The sequence below is a fragment of the Saccharopolyspora antimicrobica genome (genome assembly GCF_003635025.1).
Taxonomy (GTDB): domain Bacteria; phylum Actinomycetota; class Actinomycetes; order Mycobacteriales; family Pseudonocardiaceae; genus Saccharopolyspora; species Saccharopolyspora antimicrobica.
Genome location: NZ_RBXX01000002.1, coordinates 5125939 through 5144254, shown reverse-complemented (window position 1 = coordinate 5144254; position 18316 = coordinate 5125939). Strand labels below are relative to the sequence as shown.

Below are 18316 nucleotides of genomic sequence, written 5' to 3'. Positions count from 1 at the left end.
TCCTGGCACCGCACCGACGCCGAGCCGGGCCAGCGGGACGGGCGTTGGTGGCAAACCTTCAGAGCCGATGGTTCCGGGGTGGTCAGCCCTGGCCGATGTACTCGTACCAGAACTCGGGGCCAGCCTTGGTGGCAAACCTTCAGAGCCGATGGTTCCGGAGCCGTCAGCCCTGACCGATGTCCTCGTACCAGAACTCGGGGCCAGCCTTGGTGGCAAACCTTCAGAGCCGATGGTTCCGGAGCCGTCAGCCCTGACCGATGTCCTCGTACCAGAACTCGGGGCCAGCCTTGGTGGCAAACCTTCAGAGCCGATGGTTCCGGAGCCGTCAGCCCTGACCGATGTCCTCGTACCAGAACTCGGGGCCAGCCTTGGTGGCAAACCTTCAGAGCCGATGGTTCCGGAGCCGTCAGCCCTGACCGATGTCCTCGTACCAGAACTCGGGGCCAGCCTTGGTGGCAAACCTTCAGAGCCGATGGTTCCGGAGCCGTCAGCCCTGACCGATGTCCTCGTACCAGAACTCGGGGCCAGCCTTGGTGGCAAACCTTCAGAGCCGATGGTTCCGGAGCCGTCAGCCCTGACCGATGTCCTCGTACCAGAGCTCGGGGCGGGCGGCGATGAAGTCGGCCATCATCCGGGTGCAGTCCGGGTCGTCGAGGAGCACGACCTCCACGCCGTGCTCGGCCAGCCAGTCGTGGCCGCCGTGGAAGTTGCGGGCCTCACCGATCACGACGCGGCTGATGCCGAACTGGCGCACCAGCCCGCTGCAGTACCAGCACGGCGACAGCGTGGTCACCATCGTGGTCCCGGCGTAGGAGCGCTGCCGCCCTGCGTTGCGGAAGGCAGCGGTCTCGCCGTGCACCGACGGGTCGTCGTCCTGCACGCGCCGGTTGTGCCCCTTGCCGAGCACCTCGCCGTCGCGACCGATCAGCGCGGCCCCGATGGGGATCCCGCCCTCGGACATTCCTGCCTCGGCCTCGGCCACCGCCACGGACAACCACCGCCGGTAGTCCACTTCAGACACTCCGAACCACCCACCTCTCAACCCACGCCACCGAAAACACCTACCGCGCCCACCCCACCACAACAAGCCCCCGACACACCGACGTACACGGACAACCCACGCAACTTCAATTGAAATCAGACATCCAATTTCAATTGAACTTGCGGACCACGTCGGTGCGTCGGACACCCGACACGCCGACACCCGCGGGGAACCGCCGCAAGTTCCATTGAAATCAGGCGTCCGATTTCAATGGAACTTGCGCCCCACATCGGCGTGTCAGGACCCGACGCGCCGACGGCGCGTCGGGTTCTCCGCGATTTCAATGGAAATCAGACGTCTGATTTCCATTGAAATCGCGGGATGTCCGGGCTCAGCCCGGGATCTGCAGGAGGGCGCAGAACATCGCGTCGGTGCCGTGGCGGTGCGGCCACAGCTGGACCGACGGGCCGTCGCCGAGGTCGGGCACGTCCGGGAAGTACGGGCGGGCGTCGAGCTGGGTCACACCGGTGCGGCGGATCGCGTCGGAGACCACTCCCTCGGTCTCCGGCAGGTGCGGCGAGCACACCACGTAGGCCACCACGCCGCCGGGGCGGGTCAGACCGATCGCCGAGAGCAGCAGTTCCCGCTGCAGCTTCGTCAGGTCGCCGACGTCGGAGGGCTGGCGCCGCCAGCGCGCCTCCGGGCGCCGCCGCAGCGCGCCGAGGCCGGTGCACGGCGCGTCGACCAGCACGCGGTCGTAGCCGGGCTCCAGACCCGGGTCGCGGCCGTCGCCGACGTGCACGTTCACCGACAGGCCCTCGGTCGCCTGCCGGATCAGCTCCGCGCGGTGCGGGGCCTGCTCGACCGCGTCGAGCGTGCCGCCGTCCATGGTGACCAGCGCGCCGAGCAGGTTGGCCTTGCCGCCGGGGCCCGCGCACAGGTCCAGCCAGCGCAGGTCGGGGCCGGTCAGCTCCGGCCGGGTCAGCGCGAGCGCGACCAGCTGGCTGCCCTCGTCCTGCACCGACGCGAAGCCCTCGCGCACGGGTTCCAGGTCGCCCGGGTCGCCCGCGCCGGCCTCCAGCCGCACGCCGTAGGGCGAGTACGGCGCCGGGTCGCCGCCGGTGATCGCGGCGAGCTCGTCGGCGCTGATCTCACCGGGACGCGCGGTCAGGTGCACCGCCGGGCGGGCGTCGTCGGCGGCCAGCGCGGCGTCCAGCTCGTCGAGACCGACCGCGTCGGCGAAGGCCTGCGCGATCCAGCGCGGGTGCGCGTGGCGCATCGCGAGGTGGCCGATCGGGTCCTCGGAGCGCGCCGGGGCCAGCTTCTCGATCCAGCCCTGCTCGTCGAACTCGGTGGCGCTGCGCAGCACCGCGTTGGCGAAACCGGCCAGCTTCGAACCGGATTCGAACCGCACGATGTCCACAGTGGATGCGACGGCGGCGTGCGCCGGGATCCGGGTGCGCAGCAGCTGGTAGACGCCGATGCGCAGCGCGTCGAGCAGCTTCGGGTCCATCTCGGACAGCGGGCGGTTGCTGCAGTCGTCGATGACGGCGTCCAGCAGGCCCTGCGCACGGCACGCCCCGTAGGTCAGCTCGGTGGCCAGCGCGGCGTCCCGGCCGCTGATCCGGCGCTGCTTGAGCAGCGGCGGCAGCGCCAGGTTGGCGTAGGCGTCGCGTTCCCGGACGGCGCGCAGCGTCTCGACCGCGACCAGGCGCACCGGGTCGACGTCCACCGGTCGCGGCGGACTGGACTTGCGTCGCGGTGGGCGGGCCTTGCCCGGCCTGGACGGCCGACGGCGTTCGTTCACTTGAGCCGTTCTCCTTGCTCGATGCGTGTTCCGCGGGCCCAGTCGGTGGCGGCCATCCGCTTCTTGCCCGGCGCCTGGACCTCGCCCAGCGCGACGGCCGAGGTGCCGGTGCCGACCAGCACCCGGCGCTTCTCCACCCGGATCTCCCCCGGCGGCAGTTCATCGTCCACGATGGACACCGGGCCGATCTTGAACCGCCCGTCGCCCAGCAGCGCCCACGCACCCGGGTCGGGCGTGACCGACCGGATGAGCCGGTCCACGGCGGTCGCGGGCGCGGTGAAGTCCACCTTCGCGTCCTCGACGGTGACCTTCGGCGCGTAGCTGAGCCCGTCGGCGGGCTGCTCCTCGGCGCGCAGCGTGCCGTCCTCGATGCCGTCGAGGGTCGCCGCCAGCAGCCCGGCACCGGAGACCGCCAGCCGGTCCAGCAGCTCACCGGCGGTGTCGGCCGGGCGCACCTGCTCGGTGACCACGCCGAAGACCGGGCCGGCATCCAGCTCGCGCACGATGCGGAAGGTGCTGGCCCCGGTGATCTCGTCGCCGTGCCGGATCGCGGCCTGCACCGGCGCGGCACCGCGCCACGCCGGCAGCAGCGAGAAGTGCAGGTTGATCCACCCGAACTCCGGGACGGCCAGCGCCTCCTCCCGCAGCAGCGCGCCGTAGGCGACCACCGGGCAGCAGTCGGGGGCGAGCTCGCGCAGCCGGGCCAGGAACTCCGGTTCCGACGCGCGAGCGGGCGTGAGCACCTCGATGCCGTGCTCGTCGGCGAGCGCGCCGACGGGCGAGCGCACCAGCTTGCGACCGCGCCCGGCGGGCGCGTCCGGGCGGGTGACCACGGCGACGACCTCGTGCCGGTCCGATTCCAGCAGCGCGCGCAGCGCCGGGACGGCGGGCGCGGGAGTACCTGCGAAGACCAGGCGCATCAGCGGCCTCCGAACAGCGGGTGCGGGCTTTCCTTGATCACCGGGACCTCGCCGCCGAACCACTCCGCGCCGCGGATCTCGCGCAGCGCCGCCTTGCGGGTCTGCTCGTCGAGCCGGTCGACGAACAGCACCCCGTCCAAGTGGTCGGTCTCGTGCTGGATGCAGCGCGCCAGCAGGTCGGTGCCCTCGACCTCGATCTGCTCGCCGTGCATGTTCCAGCCGCGCGCCACCACGTGCTTGGCGCGCACGCACTCCCAGAACAAGTCGGGGATGGACAGGCATCCCTCCGGGCCGAACTGCTCGTCGCCGCCGACCGCCGTCCAGGTCGGGTTGATCATGTGCCCGGCGAAGCCGTCGCAGTGGTAGGTGAACACCCGCAGCCCGACGCCCAGCTGCGGCGCGGCCAGCCCGGCCCCGCCCTGCTGCTCCATGGTGTCCCACAGGTCCTGCACGAGGGTGCGCAGCTCCTTGTCGAAGTCGACCACCTCGTCGGCCCTGGTGCGCAGCACTGGGTCGCCGAAGAGTCTGATCGGCTGGACGGTCACACGGGCCCCCTGGGAGATCGGCGGTGGTGCTTGACGACCCGCAGAGTCTAGTCGTCGGCCGCGCTGACCCGCGTGGCGGCAGTTGTGCCGATTTGGCCGATTCGGATCACCCGGTGGACGCGATTCACTGGGGAGCCCCGAGCGACGGAGTGGCCATGTCGAGCACCGAGCAGATGCAAGCACTGACCCCCGCCGACTACCCGGGCCTGTTCCAGGCGGCCGACGCCGCCGCAGCCCGCCAGCGGCACGCCTACCTCAGAGCAGCGCGATCCCGGTTGATGCTGATCGTGGCGGCGGGTGTGCTCGCCACCCTGACGCTGCGCCTCGGCGACACCGGAATCGACCTGTTCGCGGTGGGCGCCGCGCTGACGCTCATCGGAGCGGTGGCGGTGGAGCTGGCCCTGGTCAGCACCCGGCCGGACCGGCTCTGGGCGGAGAGCCGCGCCCTCGCCACCTCGGCCAAGACGCTGGCCTGGCGCTACGCCGTGTGCGCGGCGCCATTCCCGGCAGGCAGCGCGCAAGCCGACGAGCGGTTCGCCACGCGCCTGCGCGCCGTGCAGCAGGAGCTCCCCGACGTCCCGCTGACGCAGCACACCGCCGAGACGATCACCGAGCGGATGCGAGCGCTGCGCGGCGCGCCGCTGGCCGAGCGCAAGGAGGCCTACCTGATCGGCCGGGTGCTCGACCAGCAGGACTGGTACGAGACCCGGGCGCAGCACCACCTGCGGCAAGCCCGGTTCTACCGGACGGTGATGGTGGTCGTCGAGGTGCTGGGCGTGGTCGGCGCGCTCAGCGAGGCCTTCGGCGCGACCGGCCTGAACAAGGCGGGCGCCGTCGCCGCCGCGGTGGCCGCGACCGCGGTGGCGGCGATCGCGGCGTGGGGCGCCACCCGCCGACACTCGGCGAAGGCCGCGGCCTACCGCCGGGCCACCGCCGAGCTGGGCGAGGTCCGGGACCTGCTGGACGGCGACCTGGACGAGCAGCAGTGGTCGGCCGCGGTGACCGACGCGGAGGCCACGATCGCCCGCGAGCACGCCACCTGGCGCGCCACCCGCACCACCTGACCGGCCCGGCACCGATCGGCGTGAAGGTTTCCGCTGTTCAGAACCCGTGAGTGCTTTGTGATGCTATGGCGCCACAAAACACTCACGGGCCATCACCTGCCAAAACATCACGCGCTACCGAGAGAGGTGCGTCCTGGCCTCGGGTCAGCGGGCCGGGGTCACCACCGCTGCCGCGCCGCCGCCGCGGCGTTCGCGCTCGGCCGCCGCGACCCAGCGGCCGTCCGGGAGGCGTTCCACCCCGGTTGCCGCGCCGATCTCCGCCGTCTTCTTGAACTCGTGACCGATGGCCTTGAGCTTCTCCGCTTCCGGCTGGGCGAGGAACGCCGGTTCCGCGTCGGTCTGCGCGGTGTTGCGCTGGGAGGCGCGGGGCTCGGCGATGGCGTCGACCAGCGACATGCCGCGGTCCAGGCGCCCGGTGAGGCTCTGCAGCACGGTCGTGATGATCGTCGCGCCGCCGGGGCTGCCGACCGCGAGCAGCGGCTGTCCGTCCTGCAGCACGATCGTCGGGCTCATCGAGCTGCGCGGCCGCTTGCCCGGGCCCGGCAGGTTCGGGTCCGGTTCGCCCGGCGTGACCGGGGTGAAGTTGAAGTCGGTCAGCTCGTTGTTGAGCAGGAATCCGCGTCCCGGCACCACGATGCCGCTGCCGCCGGTCTGCTCGATGGTCAGCGTGTAGGCGACCACGTTGCCCTCGGCGTCGGCGACCGTCAGGTGCGTGGTGTTCGGCCCCTCGTACGGCTCGGCGCCGTCGGTGGTGCGGGCCGTGCAGTCCTGCGGCTGCTTCGGGTCGGCGGCGGCCACCGGAGTGGGCAGCACCGCGTCGTCGCTGATCAGGCAGGCGCGGGAGTCGGCGAAGTCCTGCTCCAGCAGCGCTTCGGTGGGCACCTCGCTGAACTGCGGGTCGCCGACCCAGCGGTTGCGGTCGGCGAAGCCGATCTTGCTGGCCTCCAGGTACCGGTGCAGGTACTGGGTCTTGTCGGCCGCGGTGAGGTCGGTGCCCTCCAGGATGTTGAGCGCCTCGCCGACGGTCGTGCCGCCGGAGCTGCCCGGCGCCATGCCGTAGACATCCAGGCCGCGGTAGGTCAGGTGCGTCGGGTCCTGGTCGATGGTGCGGTAGCCGCGCAGGTCGTCGGTGGTCATCGCGCCGGGGCGGACCTCGCGGCCCGCGGCCGGGTCCACCGGCGGTTCGTTGACGGTCTTGACCACGTCCGCGCCGATCTCACCGTCGTAGAGCGCGTCCACGCCGCGCTTGGCCACTTCCCGGTAGGTGTCGGCGAGGTCGGGGTTGCGGAGCTTGCTGCCGACCTCCGGCAGCTCACCGCCGGGCAGGAACAGGTCGCGGGTGGCCGGGAACGCGCGGAAGCGCTCCTCGTTGTCGGCGGTCTGCTCGCGGAAGGTCTCGTCGACCACGAACCCTTCGCGGGCCAGCTGCTCGGCCGGGCGCAGCACCTCGGCGAGGTCCTTGCGGCCCCACTTGTCCAGCGCGTGCTGCCAGGTCATCGGGGTGCCGGGCACGCCGACGCCGAGGCCGCTGGTGACCGCCTGGTCGAACGGGATCGGCTTGCCGTCCTCCAGGAACAGGTCCTCGTCGGCGCTGGCGGGCGCGGTCTCCCGGCCGTCGATGGTCTCGACCTTCCCGGTCTTGGCGTCGTAGTGCACGAAGTACCCGCCACCGCCGAACCCGGCCGAGTACGGCTCGGTGACGCCCAGCGCGGCCGCGACGGCGACGGCGGCGTCCGCGGCGCTCCCGCCGTTGCGGAGCACGTCGATACCGATCTGCGTCGCGTAGGGGTCGACGCTGGACACAGCGCCGCCGGAACCGACCGCCTCGGCCTCCTTGGGCGGTTCGGGCGGACCGCCGGGAGCCGCCTGCGCCATCGGCGCGATCACGGAACCGGTCACGAGCACTGCGAGGGTGAGCCGGACGGGCCTCGCGGGCATCTCCACACCTCCAACATCGACAACCCCGCCAACTCTGCACAGTCGACGCCCGGAGGACAACACCGTTCTGCCGCGCACCGGTAGGGCCAACGGACCGTTCACCTCACCGAAAGCGGATCGTTCACTCAGCGCGGCGGCACCAGCGCTTCGCCGTGGTAGCGGCAGTTCGGCGCCCAGAGCAGGAACGAGCCCATGCCGTTGGCGCGGGCGGCGTCGATCTGCGCCGCCACCTCCGCAGGGCCGTAGCGCACGCCGAGGCTGAAGTCCTGCAGCCACGGGATGATCTGCACGTCGGTGCCTTCGACCGCCGCGCGGAACTCCGCCAGCGAGCGCACCACGATGTCGTACGGCTGCGCGTTGGGATTCGCCACGCCGAACTCGCCCGGCGCCCAGTGCGACGGGTAGACCATCGGCGAGATGTAGTCGACGTGCTGCGCGATCTGGCGGATGTCCTGGGCGATCTCGGTCGGGCGGTCCACCGCGATGCCGAACACCGAGGCGCCGAGCAGCGCGCCGCGCGAGCGCACCTCGGGCTGGGTCCGCCGCAGGAAGTCGGCGATCGCCGCCTCCGGGGTGGTGGTCAGGCCGGGGATGCGCATCCGGCCGAGGTCGCCGTCCGGTCGGCGCACGTAGTCGTAGAGGACGTCGTCGAAGCCCAGCTCGGCGGCCTCCGCGGCGATGTCGACGTTGTAGCGCACCACAGTCGGATCGGCGAAGTTGGTGAACGCGTAGCCGCCGTAACCGCCGCTCCACGGCTGGCCGTCGGCGGTCTGCACGACCCGCTCCGGGTGCCCGCCGCGCCAGGACGCCTCGCCCAGCACTGGGTCCTTGAAGGCCACCAGCCTGCCGACCACGCGAACGCCCATGCCGTGCAGCTGGTCGAGCACCTGCCGCGCGTCGTAGTAGCCCTTGACCGCGCCGATCTCGTGCGCCAAGGGCACCGCGGAGTCGTAGACGACCTCTCCGCTCTCGTCCTTGAGATCCAGCTCGACGGTGTCGATCTGGCCGCGCCGCGCCAGCTCCAGCACCGGTTCGCGCAGCGCGTCACTGGTCCAGGCCAGCCCGGTCAGGTGCACCGCGCGCATCCCGGGGTGTCTGGTGTGGACGGTCACGGAGCGCTCGGTGCGGTTGCCCGCGACGTCGGTGGCGACGACCGGCACCTGCCGCTCCGGCCGCTCGACGACCGCGCGGAACCCGCCCTGCGGATCCGGCGCCACGGGATCGCCCGCCACCAGGACTTCGGCGGCACCGCGGGCGGTTCCCGCCACGGTCACCGCCGCATCCGGCGCTTCCGCGCGCAGCGAGTCCCCGACCTGCAGATCCGGTGGCGAGTCGTCCACTGCGAACGCCCGGCTCGCGGTGGTCGAACCGATCCAGGAGGGCACCACGACGCGCAGTTCGTGCGGCCCGTCGGCCAGCTCGACCGGGAGCAGCCGGTGCGCACCCGCCTCGCGGACCACCGGAACCTCGCGACCGTCCAGCACGACCCGCACGCCGTCCTCGACACCGGAGCGGATCTGAATCGACCCCACGTCCGCGGACGTGATGGGACGATCCGGCAGCCCGGCGATCTCTATGTCCTCAGTGGACAAACTTCGGGCCGGTAGAACGCCGAGCAGCAGCACCAGCGCGGCGATCACTCCGACCACGACGAACGTGGGCAGATCGGCCAGCAGCGCCCGCACGCGGGCAGCATCCGTCATCGGTTTCGCCTCCCCGACTAGGCGAACTCGCGCGGCAGCACGAAACTCGTGCTCTTTCAAGCGGAATGCGTGCGGCCCACCATCCCAGCCGGGACGCGGCAGATCAATTAACCAGTTGGAGTATCCCCAACCCGGGGAACCGGAACCTACCGTTGGGTCGATGCTGTCAGCAGTGCGAGCCGGATGCGCCGTCGCCGCGGTGACGGTGCTCGCAGTCCTGGCCGGGTGCAGCGCGCCGCCACCACCACCGCCACCGCGCCAGGTCGCCGAGCTCCCGCCGCCACCGCCGTCGCCGGAATCGGTGGGCGCCAACGAGCTGGGTGATGTCCCGGTGCTCATGTACCACCGGATCACCACCACGCCGACCAGCGCTTACGACCGCACTCCGGAGGAATTCCGCGCGGAGCTGGAGCGGCTGGCGGCCGAGGGCTACGTCCCGGTGACCGCCACCGAGTACGCCACCGGGCGGCTCGACCTCCCGACGGGCGCGCACCCGGTGGTGCTCACCTTCGACGACGGATCCGCCACCCAGTTCACAGTGGACGGTTCGGGCGGACCGGCGCCGGGCACGGCGACCAGCATCCTGCTCGACGTGGCCGCCCAGCACCCGGGGTTCCGCCCTACCGCGACCTTCTACGTGTTCAACCCGCCGTTCGAGGAACCCACCGGCAGGCGCAGCCTCGGCTGGCTGCACGAGCACGGTTTCGAGATCGGCAACCACACCCTCGACCACCCGAACCTTGGCCGGCTCACCGGTGACGAGGTGCAGCAGCAGATCGCCGGCATGCAGCGGATCATCACCGACGCGGTGCCGGGCGCGGAGGTCCGCTCGATCGCGCTGCCGCTGGGCGCGCACCCTGACGAGGAGCGGCTGGCGGCCGCCGGTTCGGCCGACGGGACGACCTACCGGCACGACAGCGTCCTGCTGGTCGGTTCCAACCCGGCACCCTCACCGTGGTCCGCGGACTTCGACCCGGCCAACGTGCCGCGCATCCGCTCTCAGGCGGCGACCGGCACGGACGCCCAGTTCGGCTCCACCGCCTGGCTCGACCGGCTAGCGGCCGATCCCGCCCGCCGCTACACCTCCGACGGCGATCCGAACCGGATCTCGGCCCCGGCGGACAACGCCGCGCAACCCGCGCCCGCGGTCGCCGAGCGCGTCTACCGCTTCTGAGCGAGCCATTCGTCGCGGGTCAGCTCGTACTCGACGTCGCCGTGCTCCTCGCCCTCGATCGGATCGCCCGGCCAGTCCTCCTGGAGGAACGTCCGCACGTACCGCATCCCGGCCTTCTCCATCACCCGCCGCGAACCGGGGTTGACGACCATCGCCTGCGCGAAGATCCGCCGCAGCCCGAAGTCGGCGAAGCCCTTGTCCAGCAAGGCGATCGCGCCTTCGGTCGCGTATCCCTTGCCCCAGGCGGACCGGTGGAACCGGTAGCCGAGCTCGGCCTCGTCCGACGGCCTGCCCTCCGCGGGCTGCAGGATGAACAGCCCGATGAACCGCTCGGTGGCCCGCTCCAGCACGGCCCACCTGCCCAGGCCGCCGAACTTCTCGTAGCACGAGAGGTAGCCGGGCAGCATCTTCTCGACGACCTCGCTGCGCGTCAGCGGCGGCCCCGCGAAGATGTACCGCATCACGGCGGGATCGCCGTTGAGCTCGAGGACCAGATCGACGTCATCGGCCCGGAACTCGCGCAGCACCAACCGCTCGGTCGTCAGAAAGGCGTCCACCCACCGAATTCCAGCACTCGCCACCGCCCCGGGCAACCGATTTTCGGCCGCGCGGCCCGGATCTGCTACTGTGTCGGAAGACCGCTCGCGAACTGGGAGGTGAGTTGATGATTGCCGCGGAGGCCGCTGCCATGCGCAGCGCCCGGATCATCCTCACATCCCGGGTCCCGGTCTGATCTCCTTCCTCCCCGCTTCGCGCGGCGAGTCGTGCTGAGCACATTCCGGGGCCCCTCGAACAAGGGTCTCCAAGTTGTCCCACATCATTGAAGCGTTCTTCGCCCTGCACCGCGGTCTGCCGCGGCAGAGCGCCGGCTCCGACGCCACCACCCGGCACCTGCTGCGGCAGGCCGGGCCGCTGCCCGCCCGTCCCCGCGTCCTGGACGCCGGGTGCGGACCGGGCCGCTCCGCCCTGGTGCTGGCCGAGGAGACCGGCGGTCACGTGACCGCCGTGGATCTCCACCAGCCCTTCCTGGCCGAACTCGAGCAGGCGGCGGCTCGTCGCGGGCTGTCCGACCGGATCACCGCGCTGCCCCTGTCCATGGCCGAACTCCCCTTCCCGGACAACACCTTCGACCTGATCTGGGCGGAGGGCTCGGTCTACAACATCGGGTTCGACACGGCGCTGCGGCTCTGGCGCCGGCTCCTCGCTCCCGGTGGCGCCATCGTCGTCACCGAGATCGAATGGGCGCGCACCCCGTCAGCACCGGCGCGGTCCTTCTGGGACGCGGCGTACCAGCTCCGCGATCACGCCGCGAACGTCGAGGCGGCCCGCGCAGCCGGTTTCCGGACCACCCACCACTGGCCGCTGCCCGACAGCGACTGGTGGGACGAGTACTACAACCCGCTCGAAGCGCGCATCGCCGAGGCCGATCTGGACCGGCCGGGCATGCGCGAAGCGGTCGCGGCGGGGCGCGAGGAGATCGCGCTGCGCCGCGAGCACGGCAACGACTACCAGTACGCCGGATACGTCCTGCGTCCCGAGCACGAGAACGGAAAGCACCGCATGAGCTGGACCACCCGACCGGAGACCTCCGCCGATCTCCGCGCGATCCGCGAGGTCAACCTCGCCGCCTTCCCCGCCGCCGAGGAAGCCGACCTCGTCGAGGCGCTGCGCGCCGACCAGGACGCGTGGATCGACGGGCTCTCCTTCGTCACCGAGGCCGAGGACGGCAGCATCGTCGGGCACGCCCTGCTCACGCGCTGCCACATCGGCGGTGCACCCGCCCTGGCCCTCGCCCCGTGCGCGGTGCTGCCCGCCTACCAGCGCAAAGGCGCCGGTTCGGCGGCCATCCGGGCGGCGCTGGAGGCGGCGCGCGCCCTGGGTGAGAACACCGTCGTCGTCCTCGGGCACGCCGACTACTACCCGCGGTTCGGGTTCGTCCCCGCTTCGCGGCTGGGCATCCGCGCGCCCTTCGAGGTGCCCGACGAGGCGATGATGGCCCTCACCCTCGACCCGCAGCGCCCCGCGCTCACCGGCACCATCCGGTACCCGGCGGCCTTCGGGGTCTGATGTCCACGGCGGCGTGCCTCGCTTCCGGGGCACGCCGCCGGTTCAGCAGACAGGGCCGCGGGTCGCGGCCGTCGCCTTCAGCAGGTCGCGGACGAGGTCGAAGTCGATCGAATCGACCTTGCGGAAGCGCAGGCAGCTCTTGCCCATGTCGTGACCGGCGAGCCGCTCCGCGAAGACGTCGCGCACGTCGGTGCGCAGGAGGTAGAACGAGATGTACCGCTTCTGACCGGCGAAGGCGATCTCGGCGGCGCCATCGCGCTGGTAAGCGGGCATCCCGTAGTTCATGACCTCGTCGAACCCGCTCAGCTCGGCGCGGCACAGCTCGCGGAGCCGGGTCAGCGCGTCCCGGCGCGCCGCCGGGACCGCTGCCAGGTACTCGTCCACATCACGCGCCGAGCTGCTCACCACGCTTCGAAGCCTAACCGGGAACCCGGGCCGCGGCGCGAAAGCGGCTCCGTCAGAGCATTTCCAGCGGATCGAGGCGGACTTGGAGCTCGGCCGCCTTGCGGGCCGCGCGGATCGCTTGGGCCGCGTGCAGCGAGCTCGCCAGGGCGCGGCCTTCGGCGCGGTCGACGCGGACGATCAGGCGTTCCCGCTCGGAGTTGCCGTCCTCGTCGACCTCGCCGAGCGGCACCGGGCCGAGGATCTCCGCCGAATCCGGCAGATCCGCCGAGTCCAGCAGTGCCTCGATGGCCTCCGGGGTGCCGTCGACGGCCGCGACCCGGCGTGCCGGGGGGAAGCCGAGCTCGGCGCGCTCGGCGAGTTCCAGCGAGGCGAACCAGGCCGGATCCCACCGCACCAGCGCCTGCACCGGCTGCAACGAGGACTCGGCCATGACGACCACCCGCCCACCGTCCCGGGCCGGGCGCACCAGGGCAGCCGCGTCGAACCACAACCGCAGCGTCGTCTCGGCCGCGCGCAGCTCGGGCCGGGCCAACAGCGTCCGGCCGTCCAGCAGCAGCGCCGCGCCGTAGCCGCCCTCGGCCACCGGCTCGGCTCCCGGCGTGCACACGATCAGCGCGGGCTTGGCCGGAACCGTCGCCAGCACCTCCCCGGCCCCGGAGGTCCGCACCGTCACGTTGCTGAAGGCCCGCCCCAGCTCCTCAGCGGTGCGACCAGCGCCGACGGCGATCGCCCGCAACCGCCGCGACCCGCAGTTGCCGCACTTGAACGCCGCTTCCGCGGCTCCGCACCAGCTGCACGCCGCCGGCTTCGGCGCGCCGCCTTCGCTGCCTCCCGGCAGCGCCAGCGGCCCGGCGCAACGCCGGCACCGCGCCCGCTCGCGGCAGTCGCCGCACGCGAGCGCCGGCACGTAGCCGCGCCGCGGCACCTGCACCAGCACCGGCGCTCCCGCGCCCAGCGCGGCTCGCGCCGCTTCGAAGCCCACCGACGGCAACCGCGCTGCGCGCGCCGCCGGGTCGCGGGCCAACTGCGTGTCGTCCTCGCCGATGGCGGTCACTCGCGGCGCTGCCGCTCGTACCTCCGTGCGGTGCGCGACCAATTCGTGCGCCCAGCCCGACTCGGCGAGCAGTGCGGCTTCGGCGGTGCGGGCGAAGCCGCCGACGATCAGCGCCGCTCCCGCCACGTGCGCGCGCTGGGTGAGCACGTCGCGGGTGTGCGGGTAGGGCACCTGGGGGTAGCTGTGCAGGTCGTCACCGTCGTCCCACACCGCCGCGAAGCCCAGGTCGTGCACCGGGGCGAACATCGCCGCGCGCGTCCCGACCACCACTCGCGACGCACCGCGCAGGACAGCCAGCCAGCGCCGGTAGCGCTCGGCGGGCGCGAGTTCGGCGGCGAGCGCGACGACCTCGTCGCCGAGCAGACCGGCACAGGCGTCGTGCACGCGTTGCAGGTCGCGGTGGTCCGGGACGACGATCAGCGCTCCGCGCCCGGCCGATGCGGCGGTCGCGGCGGCTTCGGCCAGGCGGGCCGGCCAGTCCTCGCCGGGCAGCGCCTGCCAGACCGCCCGCGCCGAGCGGCCGGCGTGCAGGGCGTCCAAAAAGGACTGGCCGTGCTGGTAGCGCGCCCAGCCGTCGGTGCCGGGGCGGGCCGGGGGCGGGCCGGGCTCGCGCGGGGCCTTCTTCTCCGCTCCCGCGTGCCGCGGCGGAATGGCCAGGCGCACCACGTCGGCGAGCATGCCGCCGTAGCGGGTGGCCACCGCGCGGGCCATCTCCAGCAGCTCCGGGGTCAGCACCGGCTCGGCCGACGGCACCCGCTCGACCCAGGACAGGGTGCCCTGGAAGTCGGTGGTCTCGTTGCGCTCCAGCAGGTAGCCGTCGACCAGCTTGCCCCGGAAGCGCACCCGCACCCGGCAGCCGGGCACCGCGTCGGCGTCGAGCCGGTCGGGGACGAGGTAGTCGAACGGGCGGTCCAGGTGCACCGGCAGCGGGACGTCGACCAGCACGCGGGCCACCGGTCGGTGCGCCGCCGCGGTCCGCTCTTCCGTCGCCCCCTTCCGCTTCCGGGGTTGTGCACCTGCCATGCCTCTTCTCTACCAGAAGCCCCCGATCGGCCATCAATAGCACGTCAGGACATGCGGAGCCGCTGTCAGGACGGCGCTCGGACAGCTGGGCGAGCGCCTCGCACCGGCGTACTCCTGAGAGCACCCAGCGAGGAGGACCGATGAGCAACCCGGCTCCAACCCCAACAACGAGCAACCCGATTCCAACCCAGCGACGAGCGCCCCAACCCTGCTCAACCGCACCTCAGGGGACCGTGACGCAAACCAGCCACAAGAAACCGCCCAACGCGAGCTCACCCACCAACGCAACCACCACTGTGAATCGCGGAGAGGCGGAACAGTGACCCTGGCTGAGCTGCTGCCCACCTACCGCCGGAGCCTGCCGGAGAAGCTGCCCGCCGAGATCTGGCCGGACGCGGCGGTGGCGATGCCCTCCGGCGACCTGGTGGTGAGCGGTGTCTCGCTCACCGAGCTCGCCGACCGCTTCGGCACGCCCGGCTACGTGCTGGACCTGCCGACCCTCCGCGGGCAGTGCCGCGCCTACCGCGCGCTGGACGCCGAGATCGCCTACGCGGGCAAGGCGTTCCTGTGCAGGCGGATGGCCCGGCTGATCGCCGAGGAAGGCCTGTCGCTGGACGTCTGCTCGGGCGGGGAGCTCGCCACCGCGCTGTCCGCCGACTTCCCCGCCGAGCGGATCTTGTTGCACGGCAACGCGAAGACCGATGCGGAGCTGCGCTCGGCGGCGCAGGCCGGGGTGGGCCGGGTGGTGGTCGACTCGCTCGCGGAGATCGACCGGCTGAGCGGACCGCAGGACGTCCTGATCCGGGTGACGCCCGGCGTCGACGGGCACACCCACCGGGCGGTGGCCACCGGGGTCGAGGACCAGAAGTTCGGCGCGTCGCTGGCGGGCGGGCAGGCCGCGGTGGCCGTGGCGCGGGTGCTCGCCCGCCCCGAGCTGCGGCTGGTGGGGCTGCACTGCCACCTCGGCTCGCAGATCACCGACATCGCCGCCTACGAGGAGGCGGTGCGGCGCCTGGTGGCCTTCCTCGCCGAGATCGCGGTGCGCCACGGTGTCGCGCTGCCGCAGCTCAACCTGGGTGGCGGGCACGCGGTGGCCTACTGCCCCGGCGATGCCGCGTTCGACCTGCGCTGCTTCGCCTCCCGCATCCCGCGCGTGCTCAGCGACGAGTGCCGCAAGCACGGCCTCCTGCCTCCGCGCCTGACGCTGGAACCGGGCCGGGCGATCGCGGCCCGGGCCGGGCTGACGCTGTACCGGGTGGTGACCGTGAAGCACAGCAGCACCCGGACCTACGTGGCGGTGGACGGCGGCTTCAGCGACAACCCGCGCGCGGAGCTGTACGGCGCGCGCTACACCGCGCGCCTGGTGGGCCGGTTCAGCAACGCGCAGAAGCGCGCGATGCACGTGGTCGGACGCCACTGCGAAGCCGGTGACGTGCTGATCCCCGACGCCCAGCTGCCCTCGGACATCCGCGCTGGAGACCTCCTGGCGGTCCCGTGCACCGGCGCCTACCACCACTCGATGGCCTCGACCTACAACCTGGTCCCCCGCCCCCCGGTGCTGGCCGTCGACGACGGCGAGGCCGAGATCTGGGTCCGCCGCGAGACCGAGACCGACCTCCTCCGCCGCGACACCGCCTAGGCAAGGTTTCCGCAGGTGGTGGCCCGTGAGTGGTTTGGTGTGGTATGCCATGACCGAACGAGGAGAAACCCGATGCCAACCCCTGTCCTGCTCAACCGCACCTCAGGGGACCGTGACGCAAACCAGCCACAAGAAACCCCGAAAACGTAAGATCGACCCCGAAACGCAACCACCACTGTGAATCCCGGAGAGGCGGAACTGTGGGACCGATCCGGCCGACGATCGCCGACGTCGCGCGGGCGGCCGGGGTGTCGCGCACGACCGTGTCGCACGCGCTCAACGGGATCGGCAAGGTCGACCCGCGCACGCGCGAGCGGGTGGTCCAGGCCGCCGCCGAACTCGGCTACCGCCCGAGCCTGCGCGCGCAGCGACTGCGCAGCGGCCAGTCGCGGACCATCGGCCTGGTGTCGTCGATGCCGGTCGCGGTGGCGGGCGGGCCGTCCAAGCTCGGCTTCTTCATGGAGGTCGCCGCCGCGGCGGCCGAGACCGCGATGCTCAGCGGCTTCGCGCTGGTCGTCGTGCCGCCGCTGGACACCGATCCGCCGCTGGACGCCCTGGACATCGACGGCGCGATCGTGATCGAGCCGGACCAGGACGACCCGACGACCAAGCGCCTGCAGTCCCGCGGGGTGCCGATCGTGACGATCGGCCCGCAGCAGGGCATGGACCTGCCGCACGTCGACCTGCGCGCGCCGCAGGTCGGGCGCCTGCTGCTGGATCACCTGCGCGAGCAGGGCGCCCGCCGCATCGCGCTGCTGATGGGCAGCGGGCACCGCAGCTGGTACGTGGACCTGGCGGAGGTCTACGCGCAGTTCGCCCGGGAGCACGGCATGCCGCCGCTGGTCGTGGAAGCCGACGAGTCCGGCGGCGAGGAGACCGGTCAGGCCGCCTGCGCGGAGCTGCTGGAGAAGCACCCCGACGTCGACGCGATCTGCGCGGCGGTGGACGCCTTCGCGCTCGGCGCGGTGCGCGCGGTGGCCGAGCGCGGCCTGCGCATCCCCGACGACGTGCGGGTGGCCACCCGCTACGACGGCGTGCGGGCCCGAACCAGCACCCCGACCCTGACCGCGGTGGACTTGAACCTCGCGCAAGCCGCGGCGAGCGCGGTCGAGCTCCTGCTGGCGAACCTGAAGGGCACCGAGGTCCCGCAGGTGGTCAGCAATCCCGATCCGCGCCTGGTCGTCCGCGAGTCGACCCGCCAGCAGTGACCGCGCGAATTCCGGCCTGAACCCGGCCGCAATTGCCGCAACGATCGCGGCATGGCACTCCACGGAAAGACAGCAGTCGTCACCGGTGGTTCCCGCGGCATCGGCCGGGCGATCGTGCAGCGCTTGACCGCCGAAGGCGCGACGGTGCTGTTCGGCCACGTCCGCGACGAAGCCGCCGCCGCGGCGCTCAGCGCCGACACCGGAGCGCGTGCGGAACTCGTCGACGTGGGCGAAACCGACCAGGTGGCAAGGCTTTTCGCCGCCGCCGACGAACACCTCGGCGAGCTGGACATCCTGGTCAACAACGCCGGAATCCCGGGCACCACGCCGTTCCTGGACATCTCCGAGGCCGAGTACGACCGGATCATGGCGGTCAACGCGAAGGGAACCTTCCTGGCGATGCAGCACGCGGCGCGGCGGATGCGCGGCGGCGGGCGGATCGTGAACATCTCCTCGATGAGCACCGCGTGGGCCAGCCCGGGGGAATCCGCTTACGCCGCGAGCAAAGCCGCCGTCGAACAGCTCACGCAGGTCGCGGCCAAGGAGCTCGGTCCGCGCGGGATCACCGTCAACGCGGTCTCCCCCGGTCCCACCGACACCGACCTGCTGCGCGGCGCGGTCGGCGCGGACGCCATCGCCGCGACCGAGCACATGACGCCCCTCGGCAGGCTCGGGAGGCCGACGGACATCGCCGACGTGGTCGCCTTCCTCGTCGGCCCGGACGCGCACTGGGTGACGGGCCAGAACATCCGCGCCACCGGCGGACTCGTCTGACCCCGCCCAGCGA

Annotated in this window: 15 protein-coding genes; 6 read left to right on the top strand and 9 right to left on the bottom strand. The window is 72.3% G+C overall.

The features are described 5' to 3' along the window. Positions 1 to 568: 568 nt before the first annotated feature. The 4 genes from ATL45_RS24755 to def all read right to left on the bottom strand — a co-directional run bounded on the left by ATL45_RS24755 (position 569) and on the right by def (position 4254). Complete coding sequence (locus ATL45_RS24755) at positions 569 to 1021, bottom strand: nucleoside deaminase (protein WP_093154198.1); 453 nt, start codon at positions 1019 to 1021, stop codon at positions 569 to 571. A 352-nt stretch (positions 1022 to 1373) separates the two neighbouring features. Beyond that, a complete protein-coding gene (locus ATL45_RS24750) occupies positions 1374 to 2789 on the bottom strand; it encodes an RsmB/NOP family class I SAM-dependent RNA methyltransferase (protein WP_093154195.1) in 1416 nt (471 codons plus the stop codon). Further along, complete coding sequence (fmt, locus tag ATL45_RS24745) at positions 2786 to 3709, bottom strand: methionyl-tRNA formyltransferase (RefSeq protein WP_093154193.1); 924 nt, start codon at positions 3707 to 3709, stop codon at positions 2786 to 2788. The genes ATL45_RS24750 and fmt overlap by 4 nt, the downstream gene beginning before the upstream one ends. Beyond that, on the bottom strand, positions 3709 to 4254 hold the full coding sequence (def, locus tag ATL45_RS24740) for a peptide deformylase (protein WP_093154190.1): 546 nt from the start codon (positions 4252 to 4254) through the stop codon (positions 3709 to 3711). Before def ends, fmt begins: the two co-directional genes overlap by 1 nt. 155 nt (positions 4255 to 4409) lie before the next feature. Between def and ATL45_RS24735 the strand changes: the two genes are divergently transcribed. After that, positions 4410 to 5318 (top strand): DUF4231 domain-containing protein, encoded by a 909-nt coding sequence (locus tag ATL45_RS24735; RefSeq protein ID WP_093154188.1) that lies wholly within the window; start codon positions 4410 to 4412, stop codon positions 5316 to 5318. A 144-nt stretch (positions 5319 to 5462) separates the two neighbouring features. Here the strand turns inward: ATL45_RS24735 and ggt are convergent, their stop codons facing one another. Both ggt and ATL45_RS24725 read right to left on the bottom strand, forming a co-directional pair. Next, on the bottom strand, positions 5463 to 7256 hold the full coding sequence (ggt, locus tag ATL45_RS24730) for a gamma-glutamyltransferase (RefSeq protein WP_093154375.1): 1794 nt from the start codon (positions 7254 to 7256) through the stop codon (positions 5463 to 5465). A gap of 125 nt (positions 7257 to 7381) precedes the next feature. Further along, positions 7382 to 8959, bottom strand: coding sequence for a putative glycoside hydrolase (locus ATL45_RS24725; protein ID WP_093154185.1), 1578 nt, complete (start codon positions 8957 to 8959; stop codon positions 7382 to 7384). 160 nt (positions 8960 to 9119) lie between these two features. Here ATL45_RS24725 and ATL45_RS24720 point away from each other — a divergent pair, with 160 nt between their 5' ends. Continuing rightward, positions 9120 to 10133 (top strand): polysaccharide deacetylase family protein, encoded by a 1014-nt coding sequence (locus tag ATL45_RS24720; RefSeq protein WP_093154183.1) that lies wholly within the window; start codon positions 9120 to 9122, stop codon positions 10131 to 10133. On the opposite strand, the gene ATL45_RS24715 is transcribed toward ATL45_RS24720, so the two are convergent. Continuing rightward, on the bottom strand, positions 10121 to 10690 hold the full coding sequence (locus ATL45_RS24715) for a GNAT family N-acetyltransferase (RefSeq protein ID WP_093154180.1): 570 nt from the start codon (positions 10688 to 10690) through the stop codon (positions 10121 to 10123). The genes ATL45_RS24720 and ATL45_RS24715 overlap by 13 nt on opposite strands. A gap of 250 nt (positions 10691 to 10940) precedes the next feature. Between ATL45_RS24715 and ATL45_RS40170 the strand changes: the two genes are divergently transcribed. After that, entirely contained in the window at positions 10941 to 12200 is a 1260-nt protein-coding gene (locus ATL45_RS40170) for a bifunctional class I SAM-dependent methyltransferase/N-acetyltransferase (protein WP_093154178.1), read from the top strand. Positions 12201 to 12242: 42 nt separating this feature from the next. On the opposite strand, the gene ATL45_RS24705 is transcribed toward ATL45_RS40170, so the two are convergent. Together ATL45_RS24705 and ATL45_RS24700 are read right to left on the bottom strand one after the other, a co-directional pair. Continuing rightward, entirely contained in the window at positions 12243 to 12608 is a 366-nt protein-coding gene (locus ATL45_RS24705; RefSeq protein ID WP_093154175.1) for an iron chaperone, read from the bottom strand. A 49-nt stretch (positions 12609 to 12657) separates the two neighbouring features. Further along, positions 12658 to 14682, bottom strand: a complete 2025-nt coding sequence (locus ATL45_RS24700; RefSeq protein ID WP_093154173.1) for a primosomal protein N' — start codon at positions 14680 to 14682, stop codon at positions 12658 to 12660. A gap of 319 nt (positions 14683 to 15001) precedes the next feature. Between ATL45_RS24700 and lysA the strand changes: the two genes are divergently transcribed. The 3 genes from lysA (at position 15002) to ATL45_RS24685 (ending at position 18303) form a co-directional block, all read left to right on the top strand. Continuing rightward, on the top strand, positions 15002 to 16321 hold the full coding sequence (gene lysA, locus ATL45_RS24695; RefSeq protein WP_177241996.1) for a diaminopimelate decarboxylase: 1320 nt from the start codon (positions 15002 to 15004) through the stop codon (positions 16319 to 16321). Between the two features lie 200 nt (positions 16322 to 16521). After that, on the top strand, positions 16522 to 17529 hold the full coding sequence (locus ATL45_RS24690) for a LacI family DNA-binding transcriptional regulator (RefSeq protein ID WP_093154170.1): 1008 nt from the start codon (positions 16522 to 16524) through the stop codon (positions 17527 to 17529). A gap of 51 nt (positions 17530 to 17580) precedes the next feature. Further along, the gene (locus ATL45_RS24685) at positions 17581 to 18303 is read left to right on the top strand and encodes an SDR family oxidoreductase (RefSeq protein ID WP_093154168.1); all 723 of its coding nucleotides are present in this window, start codon (positions 17581 to 17583) and stop codon (positions 18301 to 18303) included. The last annotated feature ends 13 nt before the right edge of the window (positions 18304 to 18316 follow it).

Coding starts and splice junctions, on each gene's coding strand:
- fmt (WP_093154193.1), bottom strand. CDS start 3,709: ATGCGCCTGGTCTTCGCAGGTACTCCCGCGCCCGCCGTCCCGGCGCTG.
- ATL45_RS24735 (WP_093154188.1), top strand. CDS start 4,410: ATGTCGAGCACCGAGCAGATGCAAGCACTGACCCCCGCCGACTACCCG.
- ggt (WP_093154375.1), bottom strand. CDS start 7,256: ATGCCCGCGAGGCCCGTCCGGCTCACCCTCGCAGTGCTCGTGACCGGT.
- ATL45_RS24725 (WP_093154185.1), bottom strand. CDS start 8,959: ATGACGGATGCTGCCCGCGTGCGGGCGCTGCTGGCCGATCTGCCCACG.
- ATL45_RS24720 (WP_093154183.1), top strand. CDS start 9,120: ATGCTGTCAGCAGTGCGAGCCGGATGCGCCGTCGCCGCGGTGACGGTG.
- ATL45_RS24700 (WP_093154173.1), bottom strand. CDS start 14,682: ATGGCAGGTGCACAACCCCGGAAGCGGAAGGGGGCGACGGAAGAGCGG.
- ATL45_RS24685 (WP_093154168.1), top strand. CDS start 17,581: ATGGCACTCCACGGAAAGACAGCAGTCGTCACCGGTGGTTCCCGCGGC.